This is a genomic window from Arenimonas terrae (genome assembly GCF_006265115.1).
Lineage (GTDB): Bacteria > Pseudomonadota > Gammaproteobacteria > Xanthomonadales > Xanthomonadaceae > Arenimonas > Arenimonas terrae.
Genome location: NZ_SMDR01000001.1, coordinates 114,421 through 137,391 on the forward strand (window position 1 = coordinate 114,421; position 22,971 = coordinate 137,391).

At 69.6% G+C, this 22,971-nt stretch carries 26 protein-coding genes; 21 read left to right on the forward strand and 5 right to left on the reverse strand.

Annotated elements, in window-relative coordinates; genetic code table 11:
• Positions 1-5: 5 nt before the first annotated feature.
• The 4 genes from E1B00_RS00530 to arsJ all read left to right on the forward strand — a co-directional run bounded on the left by E1B00_RS00530 (position 6) and on the right by arsJ (position 3,946).
• Entirely contained in the window at positions 6-1,247 is a 1,242-nt protein-coding gene (locus E1B00_RS00530) for an MFS transporter (RefSeq protein ID WP_176693076.1), read from the forward strand.
• Positions 1,248-1,288: 41 nt separating this feature from the next.
• On the forward strand, positions 1,289-1,645 hold the full coding sequence (locus E1B00_RS00535) for an ArsR/SmtB family transcription factor (protein WP_139444723.1): 357 nt from the start codon (positions 1,289-1,291) through the stop codon (positions 1,643-1,645).
• A 67-nt stretch (positions 1,646-1,712) separates the two neighbouring features.
• On the forward strand, positions 1,713-2,717 hold the full coding sequence (locus E1B00_RS00540) for an ArsJ-associated glyceraldehyde-3-phosphate dehydrogenase (RefSeq protein WP_139444724.1): 1,005 nt from the start codon (positions 1,713-1,715) through the stop codon (positions 2,715-2,717).
• A gap of 2 nt (positions 2,718-2,719) precedes the next feature.
• Positions 2,720-3,946 (forward strand): organoarsenical effux MFS transporter ArsJ, encoded by a 1,227-nt coding sequence (gene arsJ / locus E1B00_RS00545; protein WP_139444725.1) that lies wholly within the window; start codon positions 2,720-2,722, stop codon positions 3,944-3,946.
• On the opposite strand, the gene E1B00_RS00550 is transcribed toward arsJ, so the two are convergent.
• Entirely contained in the window at positions 3,943-5,508 is a 1,566-nt protein-coding gene (locus E1B00_RS00550; RefSeq protein WP_220396219.1) for a winged helix-turn-helix domain-containing tetratricopeptide repeat protein, read from the reverse strand. The genes arsJ and E1B00_RS00550 overlap by 4 nt on opposite strands.
• A 232-nt stretch (positions 5,509-5,740) precedes the next feature.
• On the opposite strand from E1B00_RS00550, the gene E1B00_RS00555 reads away from it, so the two are divergent.
• Genes E1B00_RS00555 through E1B00_RS00565 form a run of 3 tightly spaced genes read left to right on the forward strand, consistent with a single transcriptional unit; the run spans position 5,741 to position 9,254 of the window.
• Positions 5,741-6,502 carry an SDR family oxidoreductase gene (locus E1B00_RS00555; protein WP_139444726.1) on the forward strand — a complete coding sequence of 254 codons (762 nt, stop codon included), beginning with the start codon at positions 5,741-5,743 and terminating at the stop codon, positions 6,500-6,502.
• A 29-nt stretch (positions 6,503-6,531) separates the two neighbouring features.
• Positions 6,532-7,626, forward strand: coding sequence for an HlyD family secretion protein (locus tag E1B00_RS00560; protein ID WP_139444727.1), 1,095 nt, complete (start codon positions 6,532-6,534; stop codon positions 7,624-7,626).
• Positions 7,623-9,254 carry a DHA2 family efflux MFS transporter permease subunit gene (locus E1B00_RS00565; RefSeq protein ID WP_139444728.1) on the forward strand — a complete coding sequence of 544 codons (1,632 nt, stop codon included), beginning with the start codon at positions 7,623-7,625 and terminating at the stop codon, positions 9,252-9,254. Before E1B00_RS00560 ends, E1B00_RS00565 begins: the two co-directional genes overlap by 4 nt.
• Here the strand turns inward: E1B00_RS00565 and E1B00_RS00570 are convergent.
• A complete protein-coding gene (locus E1B00_RS00570; RefSeq protein WP_139444729.1) occupies positions 9,214-9,900 on the reverse strand; it encodes a class I SAM-dependent methyltransferase in 687 nt (228 codons plus the stop codon). The two genes, E1B00_RS00565 and E1B00_RS00570, sit on opposite strands and share 41 nt — an antisense overlap.
• 51 nt (positions 9,901-9,951) lie before the next feature.
• Here E1B00_RS00570 and E1B00_RS00575 point away from each other — a divergent pair, with 51 nt between their 5' ends.
• The 4 genes from E1B00_RS00575 to E1B00_RS00590 all read left to right on the forward strand — a co-directional run bounded on the left by E1B00_RS00575 (position 9,952) and on the right by E1B00_RS00590 (position 13,062).
• Positions 9,952-10,398, forward strand: coding sequence for an Rrf2 family transcriptional regulator (locus tag E1B00_RS00575; protein WP_139444730.1), 447 nt, complete (start codon positions 9,952-9,954; stop codon positions 10,396-10,398).
• Entirely contained in the window at positions 10,395-11,285 is an 891-nt protein-coding gene (locus E1B00_RS00580) for an NAD(P)/FAD-dependent oxidoreductase (RefSeq protein WP_139444731.1), read from the forward strand. The genes E1B00_RS00575 and E1B00_RS00580 overlap by 4 nt, the downstream gene beginning before the upstream one ends.
• A 75-nt stretch (positions 11,286-11,360) precedes the next feature.
• Positions 11,361-12,230, forward strand: coding sequence for an AraC family transcriptional regulator (locus E1B00_RS00585; RefSeq protein ID WP_139444732.1), 870 nt, complete (start codon positions 11,361-11,363; stop codon positions 12,228-12,230).
• Positions 12,231-12,333: 103 nt separating this feature from the next.
• Complete coding sequence (locus E1B00_RS00590) at positions 12,334-13,062, forward strand: isochorismatase family protein (RefSeq protein WP_176693077.1); 729 nt, start codon at positions 12,334-12,336, stop codon at positions 13,060-13,062.
• Positions 13,063-13,105: 43 nt separating this feature from the next.
• Here E1B00_RS00590 and E1B00_RS00595 read toward each other — a convergent pair whose 3' ends face one another.
• Positions 13,106-13,852: a hypothetical protein gene (locus E1B00_RS00595; protein ID WP_139444734.1), complete on the reverse strand. Its 747-nt coding sequence runs from the start codon at positions 13,850-13,852 to the stop codon at positions 13,106-13,108.
• Between the two features lie 191 nt (positions 13,853-14,043).
• Here E1B00_RS00595 and E1B00_RS15500 point away from each other — a divergent pair, with 191 nt between their 5' ends.
• The 6 genes from E1B00_RS15500 to E1B00_RS00625 all read left to right on the forward strand — a co-directional run bounded on the left by E1B00_RS15500 (position 14,044) and on the right by E1B00_RS00625 (position 18,343).
• On the forward strand, positions 14,044-14,595 hold the full coding sequence (locus E1B00_RS15500) for a hypothetical protein (RefSeq protein ID WP_176693078.1): 552 nt from the start codon (positions 14,044-14,046) through the stop codon (positions 14,593-14,595).
• 103 nt (positions 14,596-14,698) lie between these two features.
• A complete protein-coding gene (locus E1B00_RS00605) occupies positions 14,699-15,487 on the forward strand; it encodes an AraC family transcriptional regulator (protein ID WP_139444735.1) in 789 nt (262 codons plus the stop codon).
• Positions 15,488-15,564: 77 nt separating this feature from the next.
• Positions 15,565-17,082: a serine hydrolase domain-containing protein gene (locus E1B00_RS00610; protein WP_139444736.1), complete on the forward strand. Its 1,518-nt coding sequence runs from the start codon at positions 15,565-15,567 to the stop codon at positions 17,080-17,082.
• A gap of 66 nt (positions 17,083-17,148) precedes the next feature.
• Positions 17,149-17,667 carry a helix-turn-helix transcriptional regulator gene (locus tag E1B00_RS00615; RefSeq protein WP_139444737.1) on the forward strand — a complete coding sequence of 173 codons (519 nt, stop codon included), beginning with the start codon at positions 17,149-17,151 and terminating at the stop codon, positions 17,665-17,667.
• A complete protein-coding gene (locus tag E1B00_RS00620) occupies positions 17,664-18,071 on the forward strand; it encodes a VOC family protein (protein ID WP_139444738.1) in 408 nt (135 codons plus the stop codon). The genes E1B00_RS00615 and E1B00_RS00620 overlap by 4 nt, the downstream gene beginning before the upstream one ends.
• 47 nt (positions 18,072-18,118) lie before the next feature.
• Positions 18,119-18,343, forward strand: a complete 225-nt coding sequence (locus tag E1B00_RS00625; protein WP_139444739.1) for a hypothetical protein — start codon at positions 18,119-18,121, stop codon at positions 18,341-18,343.
• A 22-nt stretch (positions 18,344-18,365) separates the two neighbouring features.
• On the opposite strand, the gene E1B00_RS00630 is transcribed toward E1B00_RS00625, so the two are convergent.
• Positions 18,366-18,704, reverse strand: coding sequence for a hypothetical protein (locus tag E1B00_RS00630; RefSeq protein ID WP_139444740.1), 339 nt, complete (start codon positions 18,702-18,704; stop codon positions 18,366-18,368).
• Positions 18,688-20,937 (reverse strand): DNA topoisomerase IV subunit A, encoded by a 2,250-nt coding sequence (gene parC / locus E1B00_RS00635; protein WP_139444741.1) that lies wholly within the window; start codon positions 20,935-20,937, stop codon positions 18,688-18,690. The genes E1B00_RS00630 and parC overlap by 17 nt, the downstream gene beginning before the upstream one ends.
• Before the next feature lie 89 nt (positions 20,938-21,026).
• Here parC and E1B00_RS00640 point away from each other — a divergent pair, with 89 nt between their 5' ends.
• From E1B00_RS00640 to E1B00_RS00655, 4 genes are all read left to right on the forward strand, one after another.
• Entirely contained in the window at positions 21,027-21,170 is a 144-nt protein-coding gene (locus tag E1B00_RS00640; protein ID WP_220396220.1) for a hypothetical protein, read from the forward strand.
• An 81-nt stretch (positions 21,171-21,251) separates the two neighbouring features.
• On the forward strand, positions 21,252-21,614 hold the full coding sequence (locus tag E1B00_RS00645; protein ID WP_139444743.1) for an ArsR/SmtB family transcription factor: 363 nt from the start codon (positions 21,252-21,254) through the stop codon (positions 21,612-21,614).
• A gap of 3 nt (positions 21,615-21,617) precedes the next feature.
• Positions 21,618-22,151: an SRPBCC family protein gene (locus E1B00_RS00650; RefSeq protein ID WP_139444744.1), complete on the forward strand. Its 534-nt coding sequence runs from the start codon at positions 21,618-21,620 to the stop codon at positions 22,149-22,151.
• Positions 22,152-22,173: 22 nt separating this feature from the next.
• The gene (locus E1B00_RS00655) at positions 22,174-22,923 is read left to right on the forward strand and encodes a hypothetical protein (RefSeq protein WP_139444745.1); all 750 of its coding nucleotides are present in this window, start codon (positions 22,174-22,176) and stop codon (positions 22,921-22,923) included.
• Positions 22,924-22,971: the final 48 nt, after the last annotated feature.

Consider the following 22,971-nt stretch of genomic DNA (forward strand, 5'->3'; position numbering starts at 1 on the left):
GCCGCATGACGGCGCAGCTGCGGCGCGCGGTGTGGTGGCTCGGCGCCTGCCAGTGCGTCTTCTGGGGCGTGCTGTACTACGGCTTTTCCGTGGTGCTGGTGCCGATCGACCGGGCCCTGGTCGCCTCGCAGGCGACGGTGGCGGGCGCCTTTTCCTGCGGCCTGCTGCTGATGGCCCTGGTCGCGCCGCGCATCGGGCGCTGGCTCGACCAGGGCCGGGGCCCGGTCGTGGTGCGTGTCGGCGCCGCGCTGGCCGTGTCCGGGCTGGTGGCCCTGTCGCAGGTGGGATCGGTCGCGGGTCTGTACGCCGCGTGGTGCGTGCTGGGCCTGGCGATGGCGGCACTGCTGTACGAATCGGCCTTCGCGCTGGTCATCCGCGCCGTCGACGACACCGGCAACCGCCTGCGCGCCCTGGCCGCGGTGACGGTGATGGGCGGCCTGGCGAGCACGCTCTTCCTGCCGCTGTTGGCGCTGGTCGTCGAGCGGTTGGGATGGCGCCAGACGCAGCTGGTGGCGGCGGGCTTCGTGCTGCTGGCGGCGGTGGCGATGGAGCGGCGGGTGTTTCCGGCGCTGCCGTCCCAGGCCGGACGGCCGACGCCGGCGGTTCCGGTGCGACGCTCGCGACGCGAAGCGCGTTTCCTGGCGCTGGTCGCCTGCTTCTCGACGGCCAGCATCGCGGCGATGGCGGTGACGACGCTGTTGATCCCGCTGCTGGTCCAGCGCGGGGTGTCGGCACCGCTGGCGGCGACGGTGCTCGCCATGCTCGGCATCGCCCAGCTTCCGGGGCGCCTGTGGATGCTGCGCGGCGGCGCGCAGCCGTCGCCCGGCCATTTCGCCGCGCTGCCGCTGGGGCTGCAGGCGCTGGGATTGGCCGGCATGGCTTGCGCGCCCGGCATCGGTGTTGCCGCGGCTTCAGTGGCGGTGTTCGGTCTCGGCGCGGGGCTGCATACGCTGGCGCGGCCCTGGCTGGTGCAGCGTCTGTACGGCGTGCAGGCTGCCGGCTACTGGAATGGCCAGGTCGCGCGGGTGCAGGGTTTCGCCAGGGCGCTCGGCCCGGTGCTGGCCGTGGCCCTGGCCGCCGTCAGCAGTGCGCCGATCGTGCTGGGGGCGCTGTGCGTCACGATGTTCGCGCTGGCCGTGCTCGCCCCGGCGCTGTTGCGCGAAGCCGCGCCCGCAGACCGCTTCGACGACGCGGTGCCGCCGCCGGCTGCGGCGCCCTGTCACATTTCCGAAACCGGAGGCGCCTAGGCTGTCTTGCCTCGATTCGATGATTCCACCACTATGGAACCATGGATACCAAGACCGCCGTTCCCGCTCTAGCTGCCCTGGCGCAAGCCTCGCGGCTGAGCATCTTCCGCTGGCTCGTCGAACGCGGGCCGGAAGGCGCGCTGCCGGGCGAGATCGCCGAACAGCTCGAGCTGCCGGCCGCGACGCTGTCCTTCCATCTCAAGACCCTGCAGCACGCCGGCCTGGTCGACTCGGTGCGCAGCGGCCGCAACATCCGCTACCGCGCCGACTTCGCGGCGATGCAGGCGCTGGTCGATTTCCTCAGCCAGAACTGCTGCGGGGGCGATCCGTCCAAATGCGCGCCCGAAGTCGCGGTATCGGCGGCCGCCATTCCCGTGCGCGCCCGGCGAAGCCGATGAGGCCTTGCGAACCCAGGCGCTGCCTCGCGCGCGCCGACCTTTTCCTTTCGAGACCGGAGTTTTCACCATGGCACTGAACGTTGGCATCAACGGCTTCGGCCGCATGGGCCGCCTGACCCTGCGCGCGGCTTGGGGCGATCCGGCGCTGCGCTTTGCGCAGATCAACGACCCCGCCGGCGACGCCGCCACCCTCGCGCACCTGCTCAACTTCGATTCGGTGCACGGGCGCTGGGACCGGGAAGCCGTGGCCGACGGCGACGCGATCGTGATCGACGGCCAGCGCATTCCGGTGACCCGCAACAAGGAGCTGGCCGCGACCGACTGGTCGGGCTGTGATGTGGTGATCGAGGCCTCGGGCAAGTTCCGCAAGCCCGACGTGCTGCAGCCCTACCTCGACCAGGGCGTGAAGCGCGTGGTCGTCACCGCGCCGGTGAAGGCCGCCGGCGCGCTGGACGTCGTGATGGGGGTGAACCACCAGCGTTTCGATCCGTCGAAGCACCGCATCGTCTCGGCGGCCTCCTGCACCACCAACTGCTTCGCGCCGGTGGTCAAGGTGATCCACGAGAACCTCGGCATCCGGCACGGCAGCCTCACCACCATCCATTCGCTGACCAATACCCAGACCATAATCGACGCCCCGCACAAGGACCTGCGCCGCGCCCGTTCCTGCGGCAGCAGCCTGATCCCGACGTCCACGGGTTCGGCCACCGCCATCGCCGAGATCTTCCCCGAGCTCAAGGGCCGGCTCGACGGCCATGCCGTGCGCGTGCCGCTGACCAATGCCTCGCTGACCGACTGCGTGTTCGAAGTCGAGCGGCCCACGACCGTGGCCGAGGTGAACGCGCTGCTGAAGGCGGCGGCCGAAGGCGCGCTGAAGGGCTTCCTGGGCTTCGAGCAGCGGCCGCTGGTGTCCATCGATTTCCTGCACGATCCGCGCTCGTCCATCGTCGACGCGCTGTCCACGCTGGTGATCAACGGCACGCAGGTGAAGATCTACGCCTGGTACGACAACGAGTGGGGCTACGCGAACCGCACGGCCGAACTCGTGCGCCTGGTCGGCGCCGCGGGCTGACGATGTTTTCGCGCCTGGCCCCCGAGGTCCGCCAGTACCTGGTCGTCACCGGGAACTACTGGGTGTTCACGCTCTCCGACGGCGCCCTGCGCATGCTGGTGGTGCTGCACTTCCACCAGCTCGGCTATTCGCCGCTGGAAGTGGCGATGCTGTTCCTGTTCTACGAGGTCTTCGGCGTCGTCACCAATCTGGTGGGCGGCTGGCTCGGGGCGCGCATCGGCCTGAACCGGACGATGAACCTCGGGCTGGCATTGCAGGTGGTGGCGCTGGGCATGCTCACCTTGCCGGCGGCCTGGCTGACGGTGCCGTGGGTGATGGGCGCGCAGGCGCTGTCGGGCGTCGCCAAGGACCTCAACAAGATGAGCGCCAAGAGCAGCATCAAGCTGCTGGTGCCGAACGACCGGCAGGGTGTGCTGTACAAGTGGGTGGCGGCGCTCACCGGTTCGAAGAACGCGCTGAAGGGTGTGGGCTTCTTCCTGGGCGGTGCGCTGCTGTCGACGGTGGGCTTCACGGGTTCGATGGTGGGCATGGCGGGCGTGCTGCTGGGCGTCTGGCTGCTGAGCCTGGTACTGCTGCGTCGCGACCTCGGCAAGGCGAAGAACAAGCCGAAATTCTCGCAGATGCTGTCCAAGAGCCGTGCGGTCAATCTGCTGTCGGCGGCGCGGCTGTTCCTGTTTGGCGCCCGCGACGTGTGGTTCGTGGTCGCGCTGCCGGTCTTCCTCGCGACGTCGCTGGGCTGGGACTTCTGGCGCATCGGCGGCTTTCTCGCCGCGTGGCTCATCGGTTATGGCGCCGTGCAGTCGGTGGCGCCGTGGGTGACCGGGCGCCGCAGCAGCAAGGTGCCGGATGGCCGCGCGGCCTTCGCATGGGCGGCGGTGCTGGCGGTCGTGCCGGCAGCGATGGCCCTGTTGCTGGGGCTGGAACCCCAGACGGTGCTGGTCGCCGGCCTGGCGGTGTTCGGCGTGCTGTTCGCGGTCAACTCCTCGCTGCACAGCTACCTGATCGTCAGCTACGCCGCCGAAGACGGCGTGTCGCTCGATGTCGGTTTCTACTACATGGCCAATGCGATGGGCCGCCTGCTGGGCACGGTGCTGTCGGGCTGGGTGTTCCAGGCGGCGGGGCTGGCGGCCTGCCTGTGGGTGTCGGCGGGCTTCATCGTGGTCGCGGCCCTGGTGTCGATGGCGCTGCCGCGCCATCTGCCGGGGGCGCGCACTTCGAGGACGGGCTAGTCGGGCAGTCCCGCCAGCCGCAGCCCCTCTCCGAACCGCGCCCGGTTCTCGGCGCGGTGGATCGGCAGCCATTCGCCGAGGCTGCCGCCCCGGAGTGATGGATCCAGCGCACGGACGCGTTGCATCGCCAGCCGCGCTTCATCGTTGCGGCCGGCCAGCGCATGGCCCGCCGCCGCCACGGCCGCGGCGATCAGCAGGCTGGGCATATTGCCCAACGCCTTCTCCGCCATGGCGGAGGCAGCGTCGTAGCGCCCGGCGAAGAAGTGGGCGAGGGCGATGCCGGCTTCCATGCGGAACATTTCCGGGTCCAGCGGGCTCAGGCGCATGGCATGGGCCAGATGTTGCATGGCGCTGTCGGTTTCGCCGCGGAAGATGCGCAGGAAGCCGCCGAGGAACCAGGCCGGGGCGAAGTTGGGATTCAGCAGCAGGGCGCGGTCGATCAGGGCGATGCCGCCGTCCAGGTCGCCGGTGAGGTGGCCGAGTGCGTGGCCGGCGCGGGTCAGTGCGACCGCGTCGTCGCGGCCCAGCACCACCGCGCGGCGGGCCAGGCGTTCGCCTTCGGTGATTTCGGTGGCGCGGTCGCTCATCCAGCCGTTGACCTTGCGCCAGAAGATGCACCAGGCGGCTCCGGCGTGGGCCGAGGCGAAGTCCGGGTCGAGTTCGATGGCCCGGTAGAAGAGCGGCAACGCTTCGTCCATGTCGCTGCGGCTGCCAGCATGCAGTTTCGCCATGCCGCGCAGGTAGTAGTCGTGGGCATCCAGGCTGCCGGTGGGCTTGCGTTTGGCGCGTTCGATCTCGGCGCGTTCGACCTGGGGCGCGATCGCGCCGACCACGCTTTCGGCGATCCGGTCCTGCAGTTCGAACAGGTCGTCGAGGGTGCTTTCGAAGCGTTCGGCCCACAGGTGGGTGCCGGTGGTCGCATCGATCAGCTGCCCGGTGATGCGCACCTTGTCGCCGGCCTTGCGCACGCTGCCTTCCAGCACGTACCGCACGCCCAGCGTCCGGCCGACTTCCTTCACGTCCACGGGCTGGCCCTTGTAGCTGAAGCTGGAATTGCGGGCGATGACAAACAGCCAGCGCACGCGCGACAGCGAGGTGATGATTTCCTCGACCACACCGTCGGCGAAATAGTCCTGCGCCGGGTCGCCGCTGAGGTTCTGGAAAGGCAGGACGGTGATGGACGGCTTGTCGGGGAGGGCGAGCGCCGGCGTGGCCGGCCCGTCGGGCGGCGCGGCTTTCGCGGCTTCATCGAGCTCGCCGACGAAGCGGAAGCCCTTGCGTGCGACGGTCTTGACCAACCGCTGCTCCGACCCGGTGTCGCCGATCGCCTTGCGCACGGCGTTGAGGTGGCTGGTGATGGTGGACTCGGAGACGATGCGGCCCTGCCACACCGCGTCGAGCAGTTCGTCCTTGCCGACGACACGGTCGCGGTGCTGGACCAGGTAGAGCAGCAGGTCGAAGACCTGGGGGCCGATAGGCACGGGCTGGCCGCGGCGGGTCAGTTCCCGGCGGTCGGGGTCTAGGGCGACGTCGGCGAACAGCAGCGGCAAGGTGGGCCTCATTGAAGCGCGCCGCGGCTTGGTTCGCGCGGTCGTGGGGAGTTTAGCCGAGGTGTCCGGGTACGGCGGCCCCCACTCCCCAACCCCTCCCCCGCGAGGGGCGAGGGGCTTTGAGCCGGTTTGGACGGAAATCCAAGGGATCTTCAAGGCGGGTGCAAGGACTTCCCCGCGGCTGGAATCCAATCTGGCCACGCACCGGCGGCACCGCGCCGCCGGACCCAATGGGAGATTCCTCATGAAGATCGTCGTCATCGGCGGCACCGGCCTGATCGGCTCCAAGCTCGTCGCCATCCTGCGCGAGCGTGGCCACGACGTGCTGCCCGCCGCCCCCAACACCGGTGTCAACACCATCACCCGCGAAGGGCTGGCCGAAGCCATGGACGGGGCCGAGGTCGTGGTCGACGTCGCGAATGCGCCGGTGTGGGAGGACCAGGCCGTGCTCGACTTCTTCGAGACCTCGGGCCGCAACCTGCTGGCCGCCGAACGCGCCGCCGGCGTACGCCACCACATCGCCCTGTCCATCGTCGGCAGCGAGCGGCTGCCGGACAACGGCTACTTCCGCGCCAAGGTCGCGCAGGAGAACCTGATCAAGGCCTCGGGCATTCCCTACAGCATCCTGCGCGCCACCCAGTTCTTCGAGTTCGTCGCCGGCATCGCCCAGTCGGCCACCGTCGGACATGAGATCCGCATGTCGCCGGCGCTGATCCAGCCGATCGCCTCCGACGATGTGGCCGCCGTGCTGGCCGATGTCGCGCTGGCGGCGCCGCTCAACGGCACCACCGAAGTCGGCGGCCCCGAGGCCCTGCCGATGGACGAACTGGTGCGGCGTTTCCTGAAGGCCACCAACGACAGCCGCGAAGTCGTTCCGGACGTGCGTGCGCGCTATTTCGGGTCCGTGCTCGACGACCAATCGCTGACCGCCGGCAAGGACGCGCGTCTGGGAAAGATCGGTCTCGATCAGTGGCTGGCCCGGACCGCGGCTGCGGCGCTGCGGTGATTCCACCGGCACCCGAAGGAGCAGGGAAGATGGAAACGGTCACCGGAAAAGTCGCCTCCGCCGCCGGAAGCCCCGCGACCGGCGTGATGCCGGCGCGGTCGGGAAGCAGGCGGAAGGTCGGCCTGCTGCTCTGCGCCGCCGCGGTGGCGACCGCGATCGCCGGCTGGACCTGGGCGGAATCGACGGGGCAGGCCGTGACCGACAATGCCTACGTGCACGGCGACGTCACGTCCTTGGCGCCCAAGGTCGCCGGCTACGTCACGGCCGTGATGGTGCAGGACAACCAGGCGGTGCAGGCCGGCGATGTGCTGTTCCGGATCGACGACCGCGACCACCTCGCGCGGCTGGCCCAGGCCGAGGCCAATGTCCAGGCAGCGCGGGCCCGGCTGGTCAATGTCGACGCGGAAGCCCGACTCCAACAGGCCCTGATCCGCCAGGCCCAGGCCCAGCGGCGTTCGCAGTTGGCCGAGGTGGCGCTGGCGACCAGACTGGCCGAGCGTCGCCGCGAACTGGCCGCGAAGAACTATGTTGCGCAGAGCCAGGTGGACGAAAGCGATGCGGCGCAGTCGCGTGCCGAAGCCGGGGTATCGGCGGCCTCGGCGACGGTGGACGCGCAGCTGCAGCGCATCGCCGTGTTGGCCACGCAGCGTGAAGCCGCCGTCGCCGCGGTGGCGCAGGCCGAGGCGATGCGCGACCTGGCCCGCATCGACCTGGAAAGCACCGTGGTGCGGGCGCCTGTCGAGGGCGTGGTCGGCAATCGCCAGGTCCGTGTCGGACGGCTGGCGGCCCCGGGCGTGCCGCTGCTCGACATCGTGCAGGTGGACGACCTGTGGATCGTCGCCAACTTCAAGGAAACCCAGCTCGAGCATGTCCAGCCGGGGCAGCTGGTGCGGATCACCGTCGACGGGTACCCGGATGTGGGCTTCGACGGCGTGGTGGACAGCTTCGCGCCGGGCAGTGGATCGGCCTTCAGCCTGCTGCCGGCCGACAACGCGACCGGCAACTTCGTGCGCGTGGTGCAGCGCGTGCCGGTGAAGATCCGGTTTGTCGACGACATCCTGCCGGGTCGCCTGGTGCCGGGCCTGTCGGCACGGGTCGAGATTCACCTGGACAGCGGATCATGAGTCCCGCCGTCGCCACCGCGGATCGCCACCGGTCGGCGGCAGGCGGGCTGCTGTTCGTCGGCATCGTACTGGCGGCGCTCACCGAGGCCTTCGCCGGCACGGTGCTCTCGCTCGGCCGGGCCGACCTGATCGGCGACACCCATGCCACGCCCGATGAGTTCGCCTGGCTCGACATCGGTTATGTGGCGATGAAGTTCATCGGTTTCCTGGTGGCGCCATGGTGGCTGGCGCGACTCGGGCCGCGACACGTGGCGCTGACGGCGAGCCTGGTCATGGGTGCGGCCTGCGGCCTGGCGGCCGCGACCACGCAGCTTGATCTGTTGATTGCCCTGAGGTTCGTCCAGGGGCTTTCCGGCGGCGCCCTGTTGGTCGCAGGCCAGGCCGCGCTGTTCCTTCACTACCCGCGTGCACAGCAGCCGCTCCTGCAGGCGCTGTTCGCGACGGGTGCGGTGGTCGCCCCGGCGACGCTGGCGCCGGCCCTGCAGGGTTGGCTGATCGACAGCCAGTCCTGGACCTGGACCTTTTTCGGCATCGTGCCGATGGCGCTGGCCGCGGCGGGCTTGCTGCTGATCGCCGACGAACCGGCTCCCACCACGGCCACGCGCCATCCATTCGACCGGGCCGGCCTCGCCCTCATCGCGGTCGCGCTGTCCTGCCTCACCTATGTCTTCAGCCAGGGCAGCCGCTGGGACTGGTTCGAGGAACCGCGCATCGTGTGGCTGACGGTGGTCGCGGTCGCGAGCTTGTCGGCCTTCGTGTACCAACAGCGTCGGGCCGGGGACGGCGCGCTGCTGGATCTGTCCGTGTTCCGGTCGGAAGACTTCAACTTCGCCTTTGCCGTCAGCTTCGTCGCGGGCGCCGCGCTGTTTGGCAGCGTCTTCCTGATCCCGGCCTTCGCGGTGTCTGTGCTCGGCTTCACGGCGGCCGAAGCCGGCTTGCTGCTGCTACCCAGTGGCGTGCTGTTCGTCGCATCGTTGCTGGTCGCGGCCTTTCTGATGCAGCGGCGCGGACTGCCGCCGGTAGCCACGGTGCCATTCGGAATCCTGATGATCATGGCGGCGATGTGGATGTTGTCCGGGTCCACCCGGGATAGCGGTGCCGACGACATGATGCCGGCCATCCTGCTGCGCGGCTTCGGCCTGGGCTTCCTGTTCCTTTCGATCACGTTGATCGCGTTCGGCAAGCTAGATGCGCGGAACCTGGCCTCCGGCATCGGCCTGTTCAACACCGGCCGCCAGCTCGGCGGCCTGATCGGCGTTGCCGGCCTGCAGACCCTGATCGAACACCAGGCCGCCAGCCACGCGTCGGTGGTGGGCGCGACCCTGTCGGCAGGAAGTCCGGCCGTCGCCGATCGTCTGTCGGCGATCACGGCAATGCTGGTCGCGCGCGGCATGGACGCGGCGGCGGCCGGAAAGGGCGCGATGAGCCTGCTGGGCCGCACCGTCGCCGGTCAGTCCACTGTGCTCGCCTTCGACACGGCCTTCGCCGCGGTGGCGCTGTTGTTCGTGGCGGCCGCGCCGGTGCTGGTCTGCATCAAGGTCGTGCTGGCGAAGCAAGCAAAAGCGCGCGCTGGCGGAATCCGGCGTCTCAAGACGGAGGTTCCGGCGCATACGCAACCCAGCCCTTGAAGGTGAACGCCGCATAGAAGAGCTCGACCGTTTCGAAACCCGCCTGCCGCAGCAAGGCCACATCGTCCTCGGGCGAGAGCACGGGAAGCCGTGCGCCCATGGCTTCGATCGCGCGCCCCGCATCGACAGGCGCGATGCCGGAGGACGCCGCGAAGGCGGCATAGCGTTCCAGCCAGCGCCGCTTCTCGCCGGCGCCCTGCGGAAAACTGTGGTGTGCGACGACGAGCGGCGCGCCTGGCTTCAGCCGGCGCCGCAGTTGCTCCAGCGTGCGCAGGCGATGTTCGGCAAGCAGGAAGTGCAGGGTCAGCAGGCAGGTGGCGCCGTCGAAAGCGCGGTCGGGTGCGTCGTCGATATACCCCTCCAGCAGTTCGACGCGCGACACCAGCGGCCCGAGGGTGTCGCGCGCCACCGCCAGCATCGGCGCCGATGGATCGATGCCCAGGAACCGCCAGTCCGGCTGCGATTCCGCAAGTACTTTCAGCTCCAGCCCGCCGCCTGCGCCGAGCACCAGCATTTCGCCCGTTGGCGGTACGCGCTCCGCGAGCAACAGGCAGGTCATCTGCTGCAGGGCATGGAAGCCCGGCACCTGGCGCACCGGGCCTTCGGAATAGCGGGCGGCCGCCTGCGGATCGGAAAACATCGTCATCACGACACCCTTGGCTTGACAGTGCCGGTTTAATGTAACAGCATTTGTTACATGAAAAGAGACAGCCGGCTTTCCGCGGTCCTGCATGCGCTGCTGCACATGGCCGAGCAGGACAAGCCCATGACCTCCGAGGCGCTGGGCCGGTGCCTGAACACCAACCCGGTGGTGGTCCGCCGCACGATGGGCCTGCTGCGCGATGCCGGCCTGGTATCGGCGGGCCGCGGCCACGCCGGAGGCTGGCGCATCAGCGCCGACCTGTCGCGCATCACGCTGCGCCAGCTGCACGAGGCGCTGGGCGAACCGGCCACGTTCGCCATCGGAAACCGGCACGAGAACCCGTCCTGCCTCGTCGAGCAGGTGGTCAATGCGGCCCTCGACGATGCCTTCGACGCGGCCGAGGCCCTGCTGCTCGAACGCTTCGCCACCGTGACGCTGGCCGACCTGGCCGCGGACTTCGCCCGCCGCCACGCGGCCCACAAGGGAGCCCGTAAGAAATGAAACACGACGTGATCGTGATCGGCGGAAGTTATTCCGGCATGGCGGCGGCCCTGCAGCTGCTGCGCGCCCGCCGCAGGGTGCTGGTGATCGATGCCGGCAGGCGGCGCAACCGCATGGCCGCGCATTCGCACGGTTTCCTGGCCCAGGACGGCGCCGACCCGGCGCAGATCGCGCGCACCGCCCGCGAACAGTTGATGGCCTACCCGACGCTGGAATGGCGCGAGGGCGAAGCCGTGCAGGCCGCCGGCGAACGCGACGACTTCCGCGTGCGTCTGCGCGATGGCAGCGAACACCGGGCCCGCCGCCTGCTGCTGGCCACCGGCGTTTCCGACCAGCTGCCGGCCATCGAGGGCCTGGCGGAGCGTTGGGGCACCGCAGTCTTCCACTGCCCCTACTGCCACGGCTACGAGTTGAACCAGGGCCGCATCGGCGTGATCGCGGTCACGCCGATGTCGATCCACCAGGCGCAGCTGTTGCCGGAGTGGGGCACGACGACGTTTTTGCTCAACGGCGCGATCGAGCTCGACCATGATGCGGAAAACGATCTGCGCGCCCGCGGCGTGACGATCGAAGCCACGCCCATCGCCCGCCTGGACGGCCATGCCGATGTCGTGCTGGCCGACGGGCGGCGGCTGCGTTTCGCCGGCCTGTTCACCGCGCCGCGCAACGCGCCGGCCACGCCGGTCGCGCAAGGCCTGGGCTGCGCGCTGATGGACACGCCGATGGGCACGCAGCTTCAGACCGCCGACAGCAAGGAAACCACTGTGCCCGGCGTGTTCGCCTGCGGCGACGTGGCGCGCATGCCGCATTCGGTGTCGCTGGCCGTGGGTGATGGCGCCTGGGCCGGGGCGCAGTTGCACCGGTCGCTGGTCTTTCCGGGCGCCTAGGCCGGGGCTCCGCGTCGCCAACCGCCCCGCCCGGGGCATAGACTCCCGACATGCCCCCCCCGCCGAGATGCCGTGATGCGTACCGCTGCGCTCGACCTTCCGGCCAACATCCGGGCCATCGCCCTGCACGAACGCGAGTGGAACGGCGTGCTGGTCGAGACCGCGCACTTCCAGTGCGACGGCCGCGCGGTCCACCTGCTCTGCCACCAGGACCGCACTCGCCTGTCGGTGGTGCTGGAAGAAGAGGGCGGCCGCTGCGAACCGCGGCTGGCGGAGAACGCCCGCTGTCCAACGCCCTACGCACCGCGGCACATGGCCTTCGCGCCTGCCGGCCTGCCGGTGTGGGGCTACAGCGACCACATCCACCGCGTGCGCGATGCCACGTTGTGCTTCGATGTCGAGGCCTTGAGCGAGCGATTGGGCGAACGGCTGGATGCCACCTTGGCCGGCACGCCGCGCCTGGGCTTCACCGATGCGCGCGTGTGGACCCTGGCCCACCTGCTGGCCGATGCCTGCGACGATCCCGATCCGGCCAGCCAGCTTTACGGCGACGGGCTGGTGACCGCGCTTGGGGCGCTGCTGCTGCGGCCGCGGTCCGAGGTGGCCACGGCCGGAAAACTGGCGCCGTGGCAGCTGCGTCGGGTCGTGGACCATCTGCAGTCGCGGCTGCCGGCACGGGTCGAGCTGCGCGAGCTGGCGGACCTGGCGGGGCTGTCGCAGGCGCACTTCAGCCGCGCCTTCAAGGCCTCGACCGGAAGGGCGCCTTACCAGTGGCAGCTCGAGGAGCGCATCCGCCGGGCCCAGGCCCGGCTGCGCGGCAGCGAGGCCTCGCTCGACCAGATCGCCGAGGCCACCGGCTTCGTCGACAGCGCCCACCTGGTGCGCACCTTCCGCCGGTTCGTGGGCACCACGCCCTCGCGCTGGCGGCGCGAGAACCGGATCTAGGCCACCGCAGGAACCGACAGCAAAGCGCAGGAACGTACCGTGCATCGCGGCGCGGTCGGCCCAGAATCTCCTGAAACCAGGAGGTGTCGCCATGTCAGGTGCAATGTTCAGTCGTCGTCAGGTGGTCACCGCGGCGCTGGCCGCCGCCGTTTCGGGTGCGGTATTCGCGCAGTCCACGGGCGCGCCCTCGGTCGGCTCGTCCGCCTATCCGTCGCAGCGCCGTTCGCCGCAGGGCGCGGTCTGGAACCACGACGAGGTGGCGCTGCTGCTCATCGACTACCAGCCGGAGATGTTCGCCAACATCCGCTCGGAAACCGGCCCGGAGCTGATCGAGCTCAATACCCGCTTCCTGATCCGCGTTGCGAAGGCGCTGGATATCCCGGTCGTGCTGAGCACGGTGGGCGTGGAGATGGGCGTCAACGAACCCACCCGTGAATCGATCGCCGCCGAACTCCCGGGGGCTGTCGTGATCGACCGCAGCAGCATGAATTCCTGGGAAGACAAACCCTTCGTCGACGCGGTCAGGGCCACCGGCAGGAAGCGCCTGGTCTTCGGCGCGCTGTACACCGAGATCTGCCTGGCTTTCCCGGTGGTGGACGCGCTGAAGGAGGGCTACGAAGTGACCATCGTCGCCGACGCCGTCGGCGGAATGTCGCAGACCGCGCACGCCACCGCCATCGACCGCATGACCCATGCCGGCGCCATTCCCAACACCGCGCTGGCCCTGTCCACCGAGTTCTTCCGCGACTGGAAGTCGGCCGAGGCCGAGAAGATGCGGCCGCTGATCGTCTGGTACCTGGGCGAGGTGGCGAAGCTCGGTACGCGCCGCTGAGGCGCAGGCGCCGCCACGCGGAGGGTCCGAATGCGGCGGGCCCTCAGGCCTTGGCCGAGGCGTCCGCCAGCAGCCGCGCCGAGCGCTGCTTCTCCCGCCAGCCGCGCAGGGTGCGGCCGGGGAAGATGCTGCGCCAGCTCAGCAGGTAGGCGCCCTTGAGCGTCAGCGGGCGCCGGCCGTCGGCGTCCACCTCGGGGTGGCAGTAGCCCAGCCGGGTCATCAGGTCCGACTCGCGGTCCATGAAGTCCTCGACCATCCGGAAGCCGGCGTCTGCCGAGTAGGGCATCGGCTGGGCGGTGTTCTTCAGCGTCGCGCGCAGGGCGAGGAAACGCGCGTGCAGCTCCGCCGTCGCCTGGACCTCGGGGAAGCGGGCGTGGATCTTCAGGTCCACGCGCGGATAGGGCGAGGGAATGGGCGTGTTGGTCACGTCCAGGATCGAGCCGTCGGCGTAGAGCTGGGCGAACTCGACGTAGGAGATCGACTTCACCTTCGAAACGATGCTCACCACCATGGCGCAGGCCTGGTCGTCGTGCGCGTACAGCGAGAAGTTCGTTTCGGTGTGGGTGTCGCGCATGAAGGACGAGCCCAGGTAGCGAAAGCCCAGGCCGCGCATGTCGGCGTCGAGGCCGCGGAAGACCTCGTCGCGGCTGGCCATGAAGCTGGCCTCGTCGTGCGGCTGGAAACGGATGCGGGCCGGCAGGCGCTGGGTGCGCCAGATCAGCAGCGGGCCGAGCAGGTTCAGGGCCAGCACGGGCAGCACGATCAGCCCGATCAGCATCGTCAGCGACATGTATTTCCCCTGGAAGGCCGGGCGCCGGCCCGGCGTCCCCGGCCGATAGGGTCCGTGCGGAGCGGGGCGGGCGTCAAGCCGGGCCCGATTGCCCCGGAATCCCCCCGTGCCCGCCCGCAAAAAGCCAGATATCGTTTCCATGCTTCCCGCGGCCGGCCCGTCCGGGCGCGGCGCCAACCGGGAGAGGGAACATGAGCGACATTCTCGAAAGCGATCAGCTGCGCCGCGGTCCGTGGCGTTGGCTGGTGTGGGGCGGGGCGGCGGGACTGCTGCTGCTGCCGCTGGTGGCGATGCAGTTCACCGCCGAAGTGAACTGGGATGGCTTCGATTTCCTGGTGATGGGCGGGATGCTGTTGACGGTCTGCGTGGTGTACGAGATCGCGGCCCGGCTCGCGCGCAGCAATGCCTACATGGTGGCCGCGGCCATCGCCATCGGCGGCGCCTTCCTCACGGTATGGGCCAACGGGGCGGTCGGCATCATCGGCAGCGAGGACAATCCCGCGAACGAGATCTTCTACTGGGTGCTCGCGGTCGAGTTCGCCGGCGCGCTGCTGGCGCTGCTGCGCGCCCGGGCGATGGCCTGGGTGATGGTGGCCACGGCCGTCGCGCAGTTGGGCGCCTGCGTCTACGCGTGGGCGGCCGGCCTGGGCCACGTCTGGGTGTTCACCGGCGTGATGTGCGCGCTGTGGCTGGCTTCGGCGCGGCTGTTCCATCAGGCGGCGCGGCTGCAAGCCAAGGCCTGATCGACCGGGCGCGGTCCGCCGCATCGCGTCCGCGACCAATGGCAGGGGCCGCGCACGCAGTCCGGGGCTATGCTCCAGCCGACTTCCTGCCCATGGTCCGGCCATGCCGAGCGCTCCGCTTCCGCCCGCGTCACGCAGCCGCCTGCTCTTCGCGGGGCGCGGCATCACCGCGCGGCTGAGCTGGTACGCACCGGGCCTGCGAATGGCCTCGCACGAACACGCGCAGCACCAGCTTTCGCTGCTGCTGGCCGGAACGCTGGGCGAATCCGGGCGTGGCGGCGACCTGCGGCTCGACGTGCCGGCGGTGGGCGTGAAGCCGGCCGGATTCGCACACGCGAACGACTACGGCCCGCGCGGTGCCCTGATCCTGGGCATCGATCTGGAACCGCAGGCCGACCTGCATCGGCTCGGCCTGGATGCCATCTGGCAGTGGCATCCCAACCCCGCGACGGCGCTGATGTCGCGCGGCCGCAGGCTGGTGACGGACCTTCTGGAAGGACGTGCCGTCGCGGCCGAGGCGGAGGGGCGGGTCTGGGAGCTGTTGTCATGCCTGAAGGGCCGTCGCGCGGCGCCCGGCGGCTCCCGTCCGGCCTGGGTCATGCGGGCCTGCGAGCGGCTGCAGGAAGAGGCCACGCCCCTGGTCGAGCTGGCGCGCGATGAAGGATTGCACCCGGTGTACTTTTCCCGCGCGTTTTCCCGCTGGACCGGCTGCGCGCCATCGGCCTTCCGCGCGCGCTCGCGTTTCCAGCGGGCGCTGTGCATGGTGTCCAGCGGCCAGCCGCTGGCGACGGCGGCGCTGGCGGCCGGGTTTTCGGACCAGGCGCATTTCAGCCGGTCGGCCCGCGAACTGGTGGGCCTCACGCCGCGGCAGCTGCGCTGCCTGGTGGCCTGAGGCCAGGTTCAATCCGTTCAAGACGGCAGGGTGGCCACGCGGCAAGCTCGCTGCATCGCCCAACGCCGGAAGTCCGCATGCGCCCGATCCTGCTCCTGCTCCTGCTGTCGCTGTCCCTGATGCCGGCCGCGCCGGCGCGGGCCGACACCCCGGCCGAAGCGTCGGAGAAGCTGCGCGTTTTCCTGGACGGCATCCCCGACCTGGGCCCCGGCTACGCGGTGGTGGTCGTGGATCGCGACAGGCATCTGCTCGACTACGTGCGAGGACAGCGCGATGCCGGCACCGGCGCGCCGCTCACGCTGGACACGCCGATCTACATCGCCTCGCAGACCAAGTCCTACCTGGGCCTGCTGGCCCACATCCTCGACCGCCGCGGCGTGCTGCGCCTGGACAGCACGCTGGCGGACCACTGGCCGGAGCTGGAACTTCCGGACGGTGTGGATCCGTCGGCGTGGACGCTGGCCGACCTGCTCAACCACCGCGTGCCGATCAGCGCCGATGCGATCACCGTGCTCGAGTCCTACCTGCAGTCGCCCGATCCGGCGGGCTATCCGCAGCTGCTGGCAACGCTGGCCACCGCGCGCCCGGCCGGTTTCGACTACGACAACCTCGGTTACAACGTGTACGCCGCCATCCTGTTCCAGAAGACCGGCAAATCCTGGCAGCAATGGCTGGACGAGGAGCTGTTCCGGCCGCTGGGGCTGGCGCACACGTCGACGCGCACGTCTGCGTTCGACGACGCCGTGCTGGCCGCCAGCCACACCTGGCTGGGCGACGCGGAAGGCTGGGAGCGCATCGGCTCCAAGCCCGACGGCGTGATGCATTCCGCCGGCGGCATGGTCACCTCGCCCAACGACCTGGCGCGCTGGCTGCAGTTGCACCTGGGTGGCGAAGCGCCGGACGGCTTCGATGCCGGGCTGCTCGCGGCCGCACACCGCAAGGGCGCCGACGTGGATCCGAAGGCGCGCAACGCCTACGAACTGCCCTGCGATGGCTACGCCTTCGGCTGGAACCAGTGCAACTTCGAGGGCCATCGCCTGTTCATCCACGGCGGCAGCTACACCGGCGCCCGCACCATGATGGCCTTCGCGCCGGACCTGGGCGTCGGCATCGGCGTGTTCTCGAACTCCGACAACATGACCGGCTGGCTGACCTCGCGCACCATCGTCCAGTTCCTGCAGTACCTGGTCGACCATCCGGACGCCGAGTCCTGGGCCAAGACCCGCCAGGGGATGTATCCGCAGCGCGTGGCCGACTATCTGAAGTTCCGACGCGAGCAGCTCGCCACCATCCGTGCCGAACCGCAGTGGCAGGGCTGGCGTTGGACGCCCAAGGCCGGTGAGCTGGCGGCGTACGCGGGCCGCTATCGCGGCGAGCGCCTGCCGGTCATGGCCGAACTGGCGACGGGGTCGCAGGGGCTGCAGCTGACGATCGGTGCGTTGCAGCGCCGGCTGGCGCCCGCCAGCCGCGATCTGTTCGGCGCCAGCTGGCTGCGCCTGGACCCGCCGCAGCCGTTGCGTTTCCTGCGCGACCAGGCCGGCCGCATCACGGGTTTCGAGTTCGACGGCGAACGTTACCTGCGGACGACGGACTGAACATCGCCCGGGTTCGCGGCCGGCGGGGGCTCGCTTAGACTGACGGGGTCCCGCCGGGAGTGCGCCATGCCAGAACCCGACGCCGTTCCTCCGGAGCGCCCCTCGCCGCCGCGCGATCCCGCGCTGCTGCGCCGCCTGCTGCGCGCGAAGGACCGCATGGACGCGGCCTCGCACGAAGCCTGGCCGGTGCGGCGCCTGGCGAAGGTAAGCGGCGTGTCCGAGGCGCACTTCGCGCGCTCGTTCAAGGACGCTTTCGGCCTGCCGCCGCACCGCTACCTGCTGACGCGCCGGATCGAGAAGGCCACCGCGCTGCTGCGCGACACGGCGCTGCCGATCACCGACATCGCCTTCCAGACCGGCTGGAGCAGCCTGGGCACCTTCGGCCGCACCTTCCGCGACATCACCGGCCTGAGCCCGGGCGACTGGCGGGAAAGCGACCAGGCGGCCGTGCACGCGCTGGACCGGGTGCCGGCCTGCTTCGTCAGCGCCGCGCGCCGGCCCGGACTCATCTCCGCAGTTTCGGAGAAGCGCCGGCAGGAGGCGGCCGATAGGCTGGACTCCAATCCAACAGCGGAGGTGCCATGAGCCAGGGAATTGCAGTGGTGGGCCTGTATGTCCACGATCAGGACGAAGCCCTGGGCTTCTATGTCGGCAAGCTGGGCTTCCAGGTCCACACCGATGCCCGCAACGGCGACTACCGCTGGCTGACCGTGCAGCACCCGGAGCAGCCGTCCTTCCAGCTGGGCCTGTTCACGCCGCAGGCGCCGCTGGTGGATGCGGCCACGGCGCAGGCCCTGCGCGAGGCGGTGGCCAAGGGCGCGATGCCGCCCCTGGTGCTGGTGGTCGACGACTGCCGGGCCGCCTACGAAACGATGCGCGCCCGCGGCGTCGAGTTCACCCAGGCGCCGACGACGCGCTACGGCAGCACCGACGCCAGCTTCCGTGACCCGTCGGGCAACGGCTGGAAGTTGATCGAGGCGCGGCCGTGAGCGGCGCGCGCCATTTCGCGGCAGGGCCGACGCAGAAGGAGCCGGCGATGAAGGTCAGCAAGGGAATCCGGCAGTTCCACCGGTGGGTGTCCATGCTCTTCACCCTGACGGTGATCGCCAACTTCGTGGCGATGTCGCAGGGCACGCCGCCGGCATGGATCACCTATTCGCCGCTGCTGCCGCTGTTCCTGCTGATGCTCACCGGGCTGTACCTGTTCTTCCTGCCGTACGCGACCAAATGGCGTGCCCGCCGTCAGGGCGAAGCACACTGAGTTGCCGCTGAGGTGGGTCCGATCACTCGACGACCCGCCAGGCGATCAGGCCCACGTACAGGAGCAGTGCGCCGAGCCATGCGATCAGTCCCGCCGGCGATGCGGTGGGCCGGTACCCGCCCTGCATCCATCGGATCGCGACGACAAGGGCCGCCACGAGAAAACCCAGCACCAGCAGCGGAGAACTCAGCCCGAACACCACTCCCAACAGCAGCGGGACGCCCGAGCTGGTGCTGGATCCGGCCTGGCCCAGCGCGAAGTCCCAGACCAGCAGCGCCGCTGCGAACGCCAGCGGAATGAACGCCGACGGGCCGCGATAGGCCGGCGCGGATTCCAGGTCCTGGTCAGGCGCTTTCGACACGGTCCACCTTGGTGAACCCGCGCGGCAGCACATTGCCGCGCGCCGCACGGCTGCCTTCGTAGGCCTGCAGGTCGCGCCAGCTCAGCACCAGCTTCTGGCGGCCGGAATAGATGGTCAGTTCGCCGCCCTGACGCACGCTGGCGACAGCGATGACCTTCTCTTCGCCCGACTTCAGCTTCGCCGGCGGGATCTGCACCAGCTTGTTGCCCTTGCCCTTGTCCAGTTCCGGCAGCTCGGCGATCGGGAAGGCCAGCAGGTGGCCGGCGCTCGTGATCGACACGATGAAGTCGGTCTTCGGGTCGTTCACCGGCACCGGCGGCAGGATGTCGGCCGCGGCGTCGGCGTTGATCAGGGCCTTGCCGGCCTTGTTGCGTCCGGTGAAATTCTCGAAGCGGGTGACGAATCCGTAACCCCAGCTGGACGCGAGCAGGTAGCGCGCGTCATTGTCCGCCACCGCCAGGCCGACGAAGCTCGCCCCCGCCGGCGGCGAGAAGCGGCCGCTCAGCGGTTCGCCGTTGCCGCGCGCGCTCGGCAGGGTGTGCGCCAGCGTGGAATAGCTGCGCCCGGTCGAATCGACGAAGGCCACCTGCTGCGTGCTGCGCCCGCGCGCGGCCTGCAGCAGGCCGTCGCCGTCGCGGTAGCTCAGCGCCGCGGCCTCGACATCGTGGCCCTTGGCGCTGCGGATCCAGCCCTTCTTCGACAGCACCACGGTCACCGGTTCGCTGGGCACCAGCTCGGTCTCGCTGATGGCCTGCGCGGCCTCGCGCTGCACCAGGGGCGAGCGGCGGGCGTCGCCGAACTTCTTGGCGTCGGCCAGCAGTTCGTCCTTGACCTGCTTCTTGAGCTTGGCCTTGGAGTCGAGGATGGACTTGATCTTCTCGCGCTCCTTGGCCAGTTCGTCCTGCTCGCCGCGGATCTTCATCTCTTCCAGGCGGGCCAGCTGCTTGAGCTTGGTCTCGAGGATGTAGTCGGCCTGTTCCTCGTCCAGGCCGAAACGCGCCATCAGCACGGGCCGGGGTTCGTCCTCGGTGCGGATGATGCGGATGACTTCGTCGAGGTTGAGGAAGGCGACCAGCAGGCCTTCGAGCAGGTGCAGGCGGCGCTCGACCTTCTCCAGGCGGTGCCTGAGGCGGCGCGCCACGGTGTCGGTGCGGAACACCAGCCATTCCGACAGGAAGTCGCGCAGGTTCTTCACCTGCGGCCGGCCGTCGAGGCCGATGATGTTGAAGTTGACGCGGAAGCTCTTCTCCAGGTCCGTCGTCGCGAACAGGTGGCCCATCAGGCCGTCGTAGTCGACGCGGTTGCTGCGCGGGACCAGGACCAGGCGCACCGGGTTCTCGTGGTCGGATTCGTCGCGCAGGTCCTCGAGCCAGGGCAGCTTCTTGCTGCGCATCTGCAGGGCCACCTGCTCCATGATCTTCGAGGGCGAGACCTGGTAGGGCAGGGCGGTGATGACGATGTTCGCGTTCTCGCGCATCCAGGTGGCGCGGGCGCGCACGCTGCCGCCGCCGGTTTCGTAGATGTTCCGCAGGTCGGCGGCCGGCGTGATGATCTCCGCCGCGGTCGGGTAGTCGGGGCCGCGCACGTGCTCGCACAGGTCGCGCACGGTGGCGTCGGGATCGTCGAGCAGGCGCACGGCGGCGCTGACGACTTCATTCAAGTTGTGCGGCGGGATGTCGGTGGCCATGCCGACGGCGATGCCGGTGGTGCCGTTGAGCAGCAGGTGCGGCAGGCGCGCCGGCAGCCAGCTCGGCTCCTGCAGGGTGCCGTCGAAGTTCGGCACCCAGTCGGCGGTGCCCTGGCCGAGTTCGCCCAGCAGCACTTCGGCGATCGGCGTGAGTTTGGATTCGGTGTAGCGCATCGCCGCGAACGACTTCGGGTCGTCGGTGGAGCCGAAGTTGCCCTGGCCTTCGATCAGCGGATAGCGGTACGAGAAGGGCTGGGCCATCAGCACCAGGGCCTCGTAGCAGGCGCTGTCGCCGTGCGGGTGGAACTTGCCGATGACGTCGCCGACGGTGCGCGCGGACTTCTTCGGTTTCGCGGCCGCGCCCAGGCCCAGTTCGCTCATCGCGTAGATGATGCGGCGCTGCACCGGCTTCAGGCCGTCGCCCAGGAAGGGCAGGGCGCGGTCGAGCACCACGTACATCGAATAGTCCAGGTAGGCGCGCTCGGCGTATTCGCGCAGCGGGATCTGTTCGAAGCCGTGGAAGGCGGGGCGGGCAGGTTCGGTCATGCGCAGGTCAGGCTCGGGAGCAAACGATGGGCCACATTCTACCGGCCCCGACCGGTTGTGATGCCCCTTCCACACAAAGGAGCAAGACCATGAGCCTGTTGGGAATTTTCCTGGTGATCGTGGGCCTGGTGCTGGCGATCAAGATCACCGGCTTCGTGCTGCGCCTGGTGTTCGTCGGCCTCATCGTGCTGGGCCTGTACCTGCTGGTCGGGCCGATGCTCGGCGCGGGCTAGGGCCCCGACGCGGGACCGGGTAAGGGAATCCATTCAACCAAATGGTTGACAAACGCCGGGGCCGAGCCTAAGTTCAACCACATGGTTGAATTAAACACATCCCGGCTCGACGCCATCTACCGCGCCCTCGGCGACGGCACCCGCCGGCAGATGCTCCGCGACCTCGCCCAGGGCGAGCGCACGGTGGGGCAGCTCGCCGAACCCTTCGCCATTTCGCTGGCGGCCGCTTCCAAGCACATCAAGTCGCTCGAGAGCGCCGGGCTGATCCGCCGCGAGGTGCGCGGCCGCACCCACCTGTGCCGGCTCGAGCCCGGCCCGCTGGCGAGCGCGCATGAATGGCTGCGTTTCTACGAGGTGTTCTGGACCCAGCACCTCGACGTACTCGACCGGCTGCTCCGCCAGGAAGGCGAGCCCAAGCCGACGACCAAACCCAAGAGGAAGTGAGCGATGAATGTTTCGACCCCCCGGGACGGCTACGGCGTCCTGACCGAACCCGCGACCCTGACGATCCAGCGCGTGCTGCCCGGGCCCATCGATCGTGTGTGGGCCTATCTGACCCAAGGCGAGCTGCGCCGGCAGTGGCTGGCCTCCGGCGAGATGACACTGGAGGTCGGCGCCAAGTTCGAACTCGTCTGGCGCAACGACGAGTTGACCACGCCGCCGGGCCCGCGCCCGGAAGGCTTCACCGGCCGCCACGAGATGGAAAGCGAGATCACCGAAGTCGATCCGCCGCATCGGCTCGCCTTCACCTGGGGCCGCAGCGGCGGCGTCAGCTTCGAGCTGAGCGAACAGGGCAAACACGTGGTGCTGACCGTCACCCACCACCGCCTGCCCGACCCCGCGATGCTGCTCAGCGTCAGCGCCGGCTGGCATATGCACCTGGACGTCCTGGCCGCGCGCCTGTCGGGTACCGAACCGGAGCCATTCTGGGACGGCATCGCCCGGCTGCGAGCGGAGTACACACGCCGGCTTTCGGCCTGAGCGCGATCCGGGAGAAACGACCATGAAACGTTTTCTGCTGATGCCCCTGCTGGCGGGGAGCCTGGCCTGCACTTCGGCCCCGGCCCGTGCCGCCACCGACCTCGAAACCATGCCCGCCGGACTGGAAACCCGGTTCGCCCTGAGCGCGTTGCCGCCCGGGCTGCGCGACGGCGCCGCGGTCTACCTGCTCGATCCCGCCACGGGCTACCGGCTTGCGAAGAAGGGAAACAATGGCCAGGAATGCCTGGTCCAGCGCACCGTCTGGGAACTGGGCGATTTCCGCGACGACATCTATTTCCCGCTCTGTTACGACGCCGCCGGCGCCAGCACCTATCTGAAAGTGATCCGCGACGCCGCGGCGCTTCGCGCCGAAGGCCTGGACGCGGCGGCGCTGAAGGCGGTCATCACCCGGCGCTGGCAGGACAAGACCTATGCCGTGCCCTCGCGGCCTGGGCTGTCGTACATGCTCGGCCCGATCATGCGCACGGCCGGGCCGCCCGACATGGCGGTGCATACCATGGCGATGCCGCATCTGATGTTCTACGCGCCGCACGCCCGCAACGAAGACATCGGCGCCGCGCCCGACCTCACCGACCCGGAGACGCTGCGCTACCCATTCGTCGACCGCCAGGGCATCGGCGAGCAGAGCTATTTCATCCAGATGATGGGCGAGTCGGAGAAGGCCGGCATTCTGGCGGCGGAAGCAGGGCTGGTGAAGGACCTCTGCGAATACCGCAAGGTGCTGTGCCTGGGGGCGCACACCACGTACTGACACGCCGCCGGTTCAGCCCGCGAGGCCGCTCCAGTCGCCGCGGTCAGC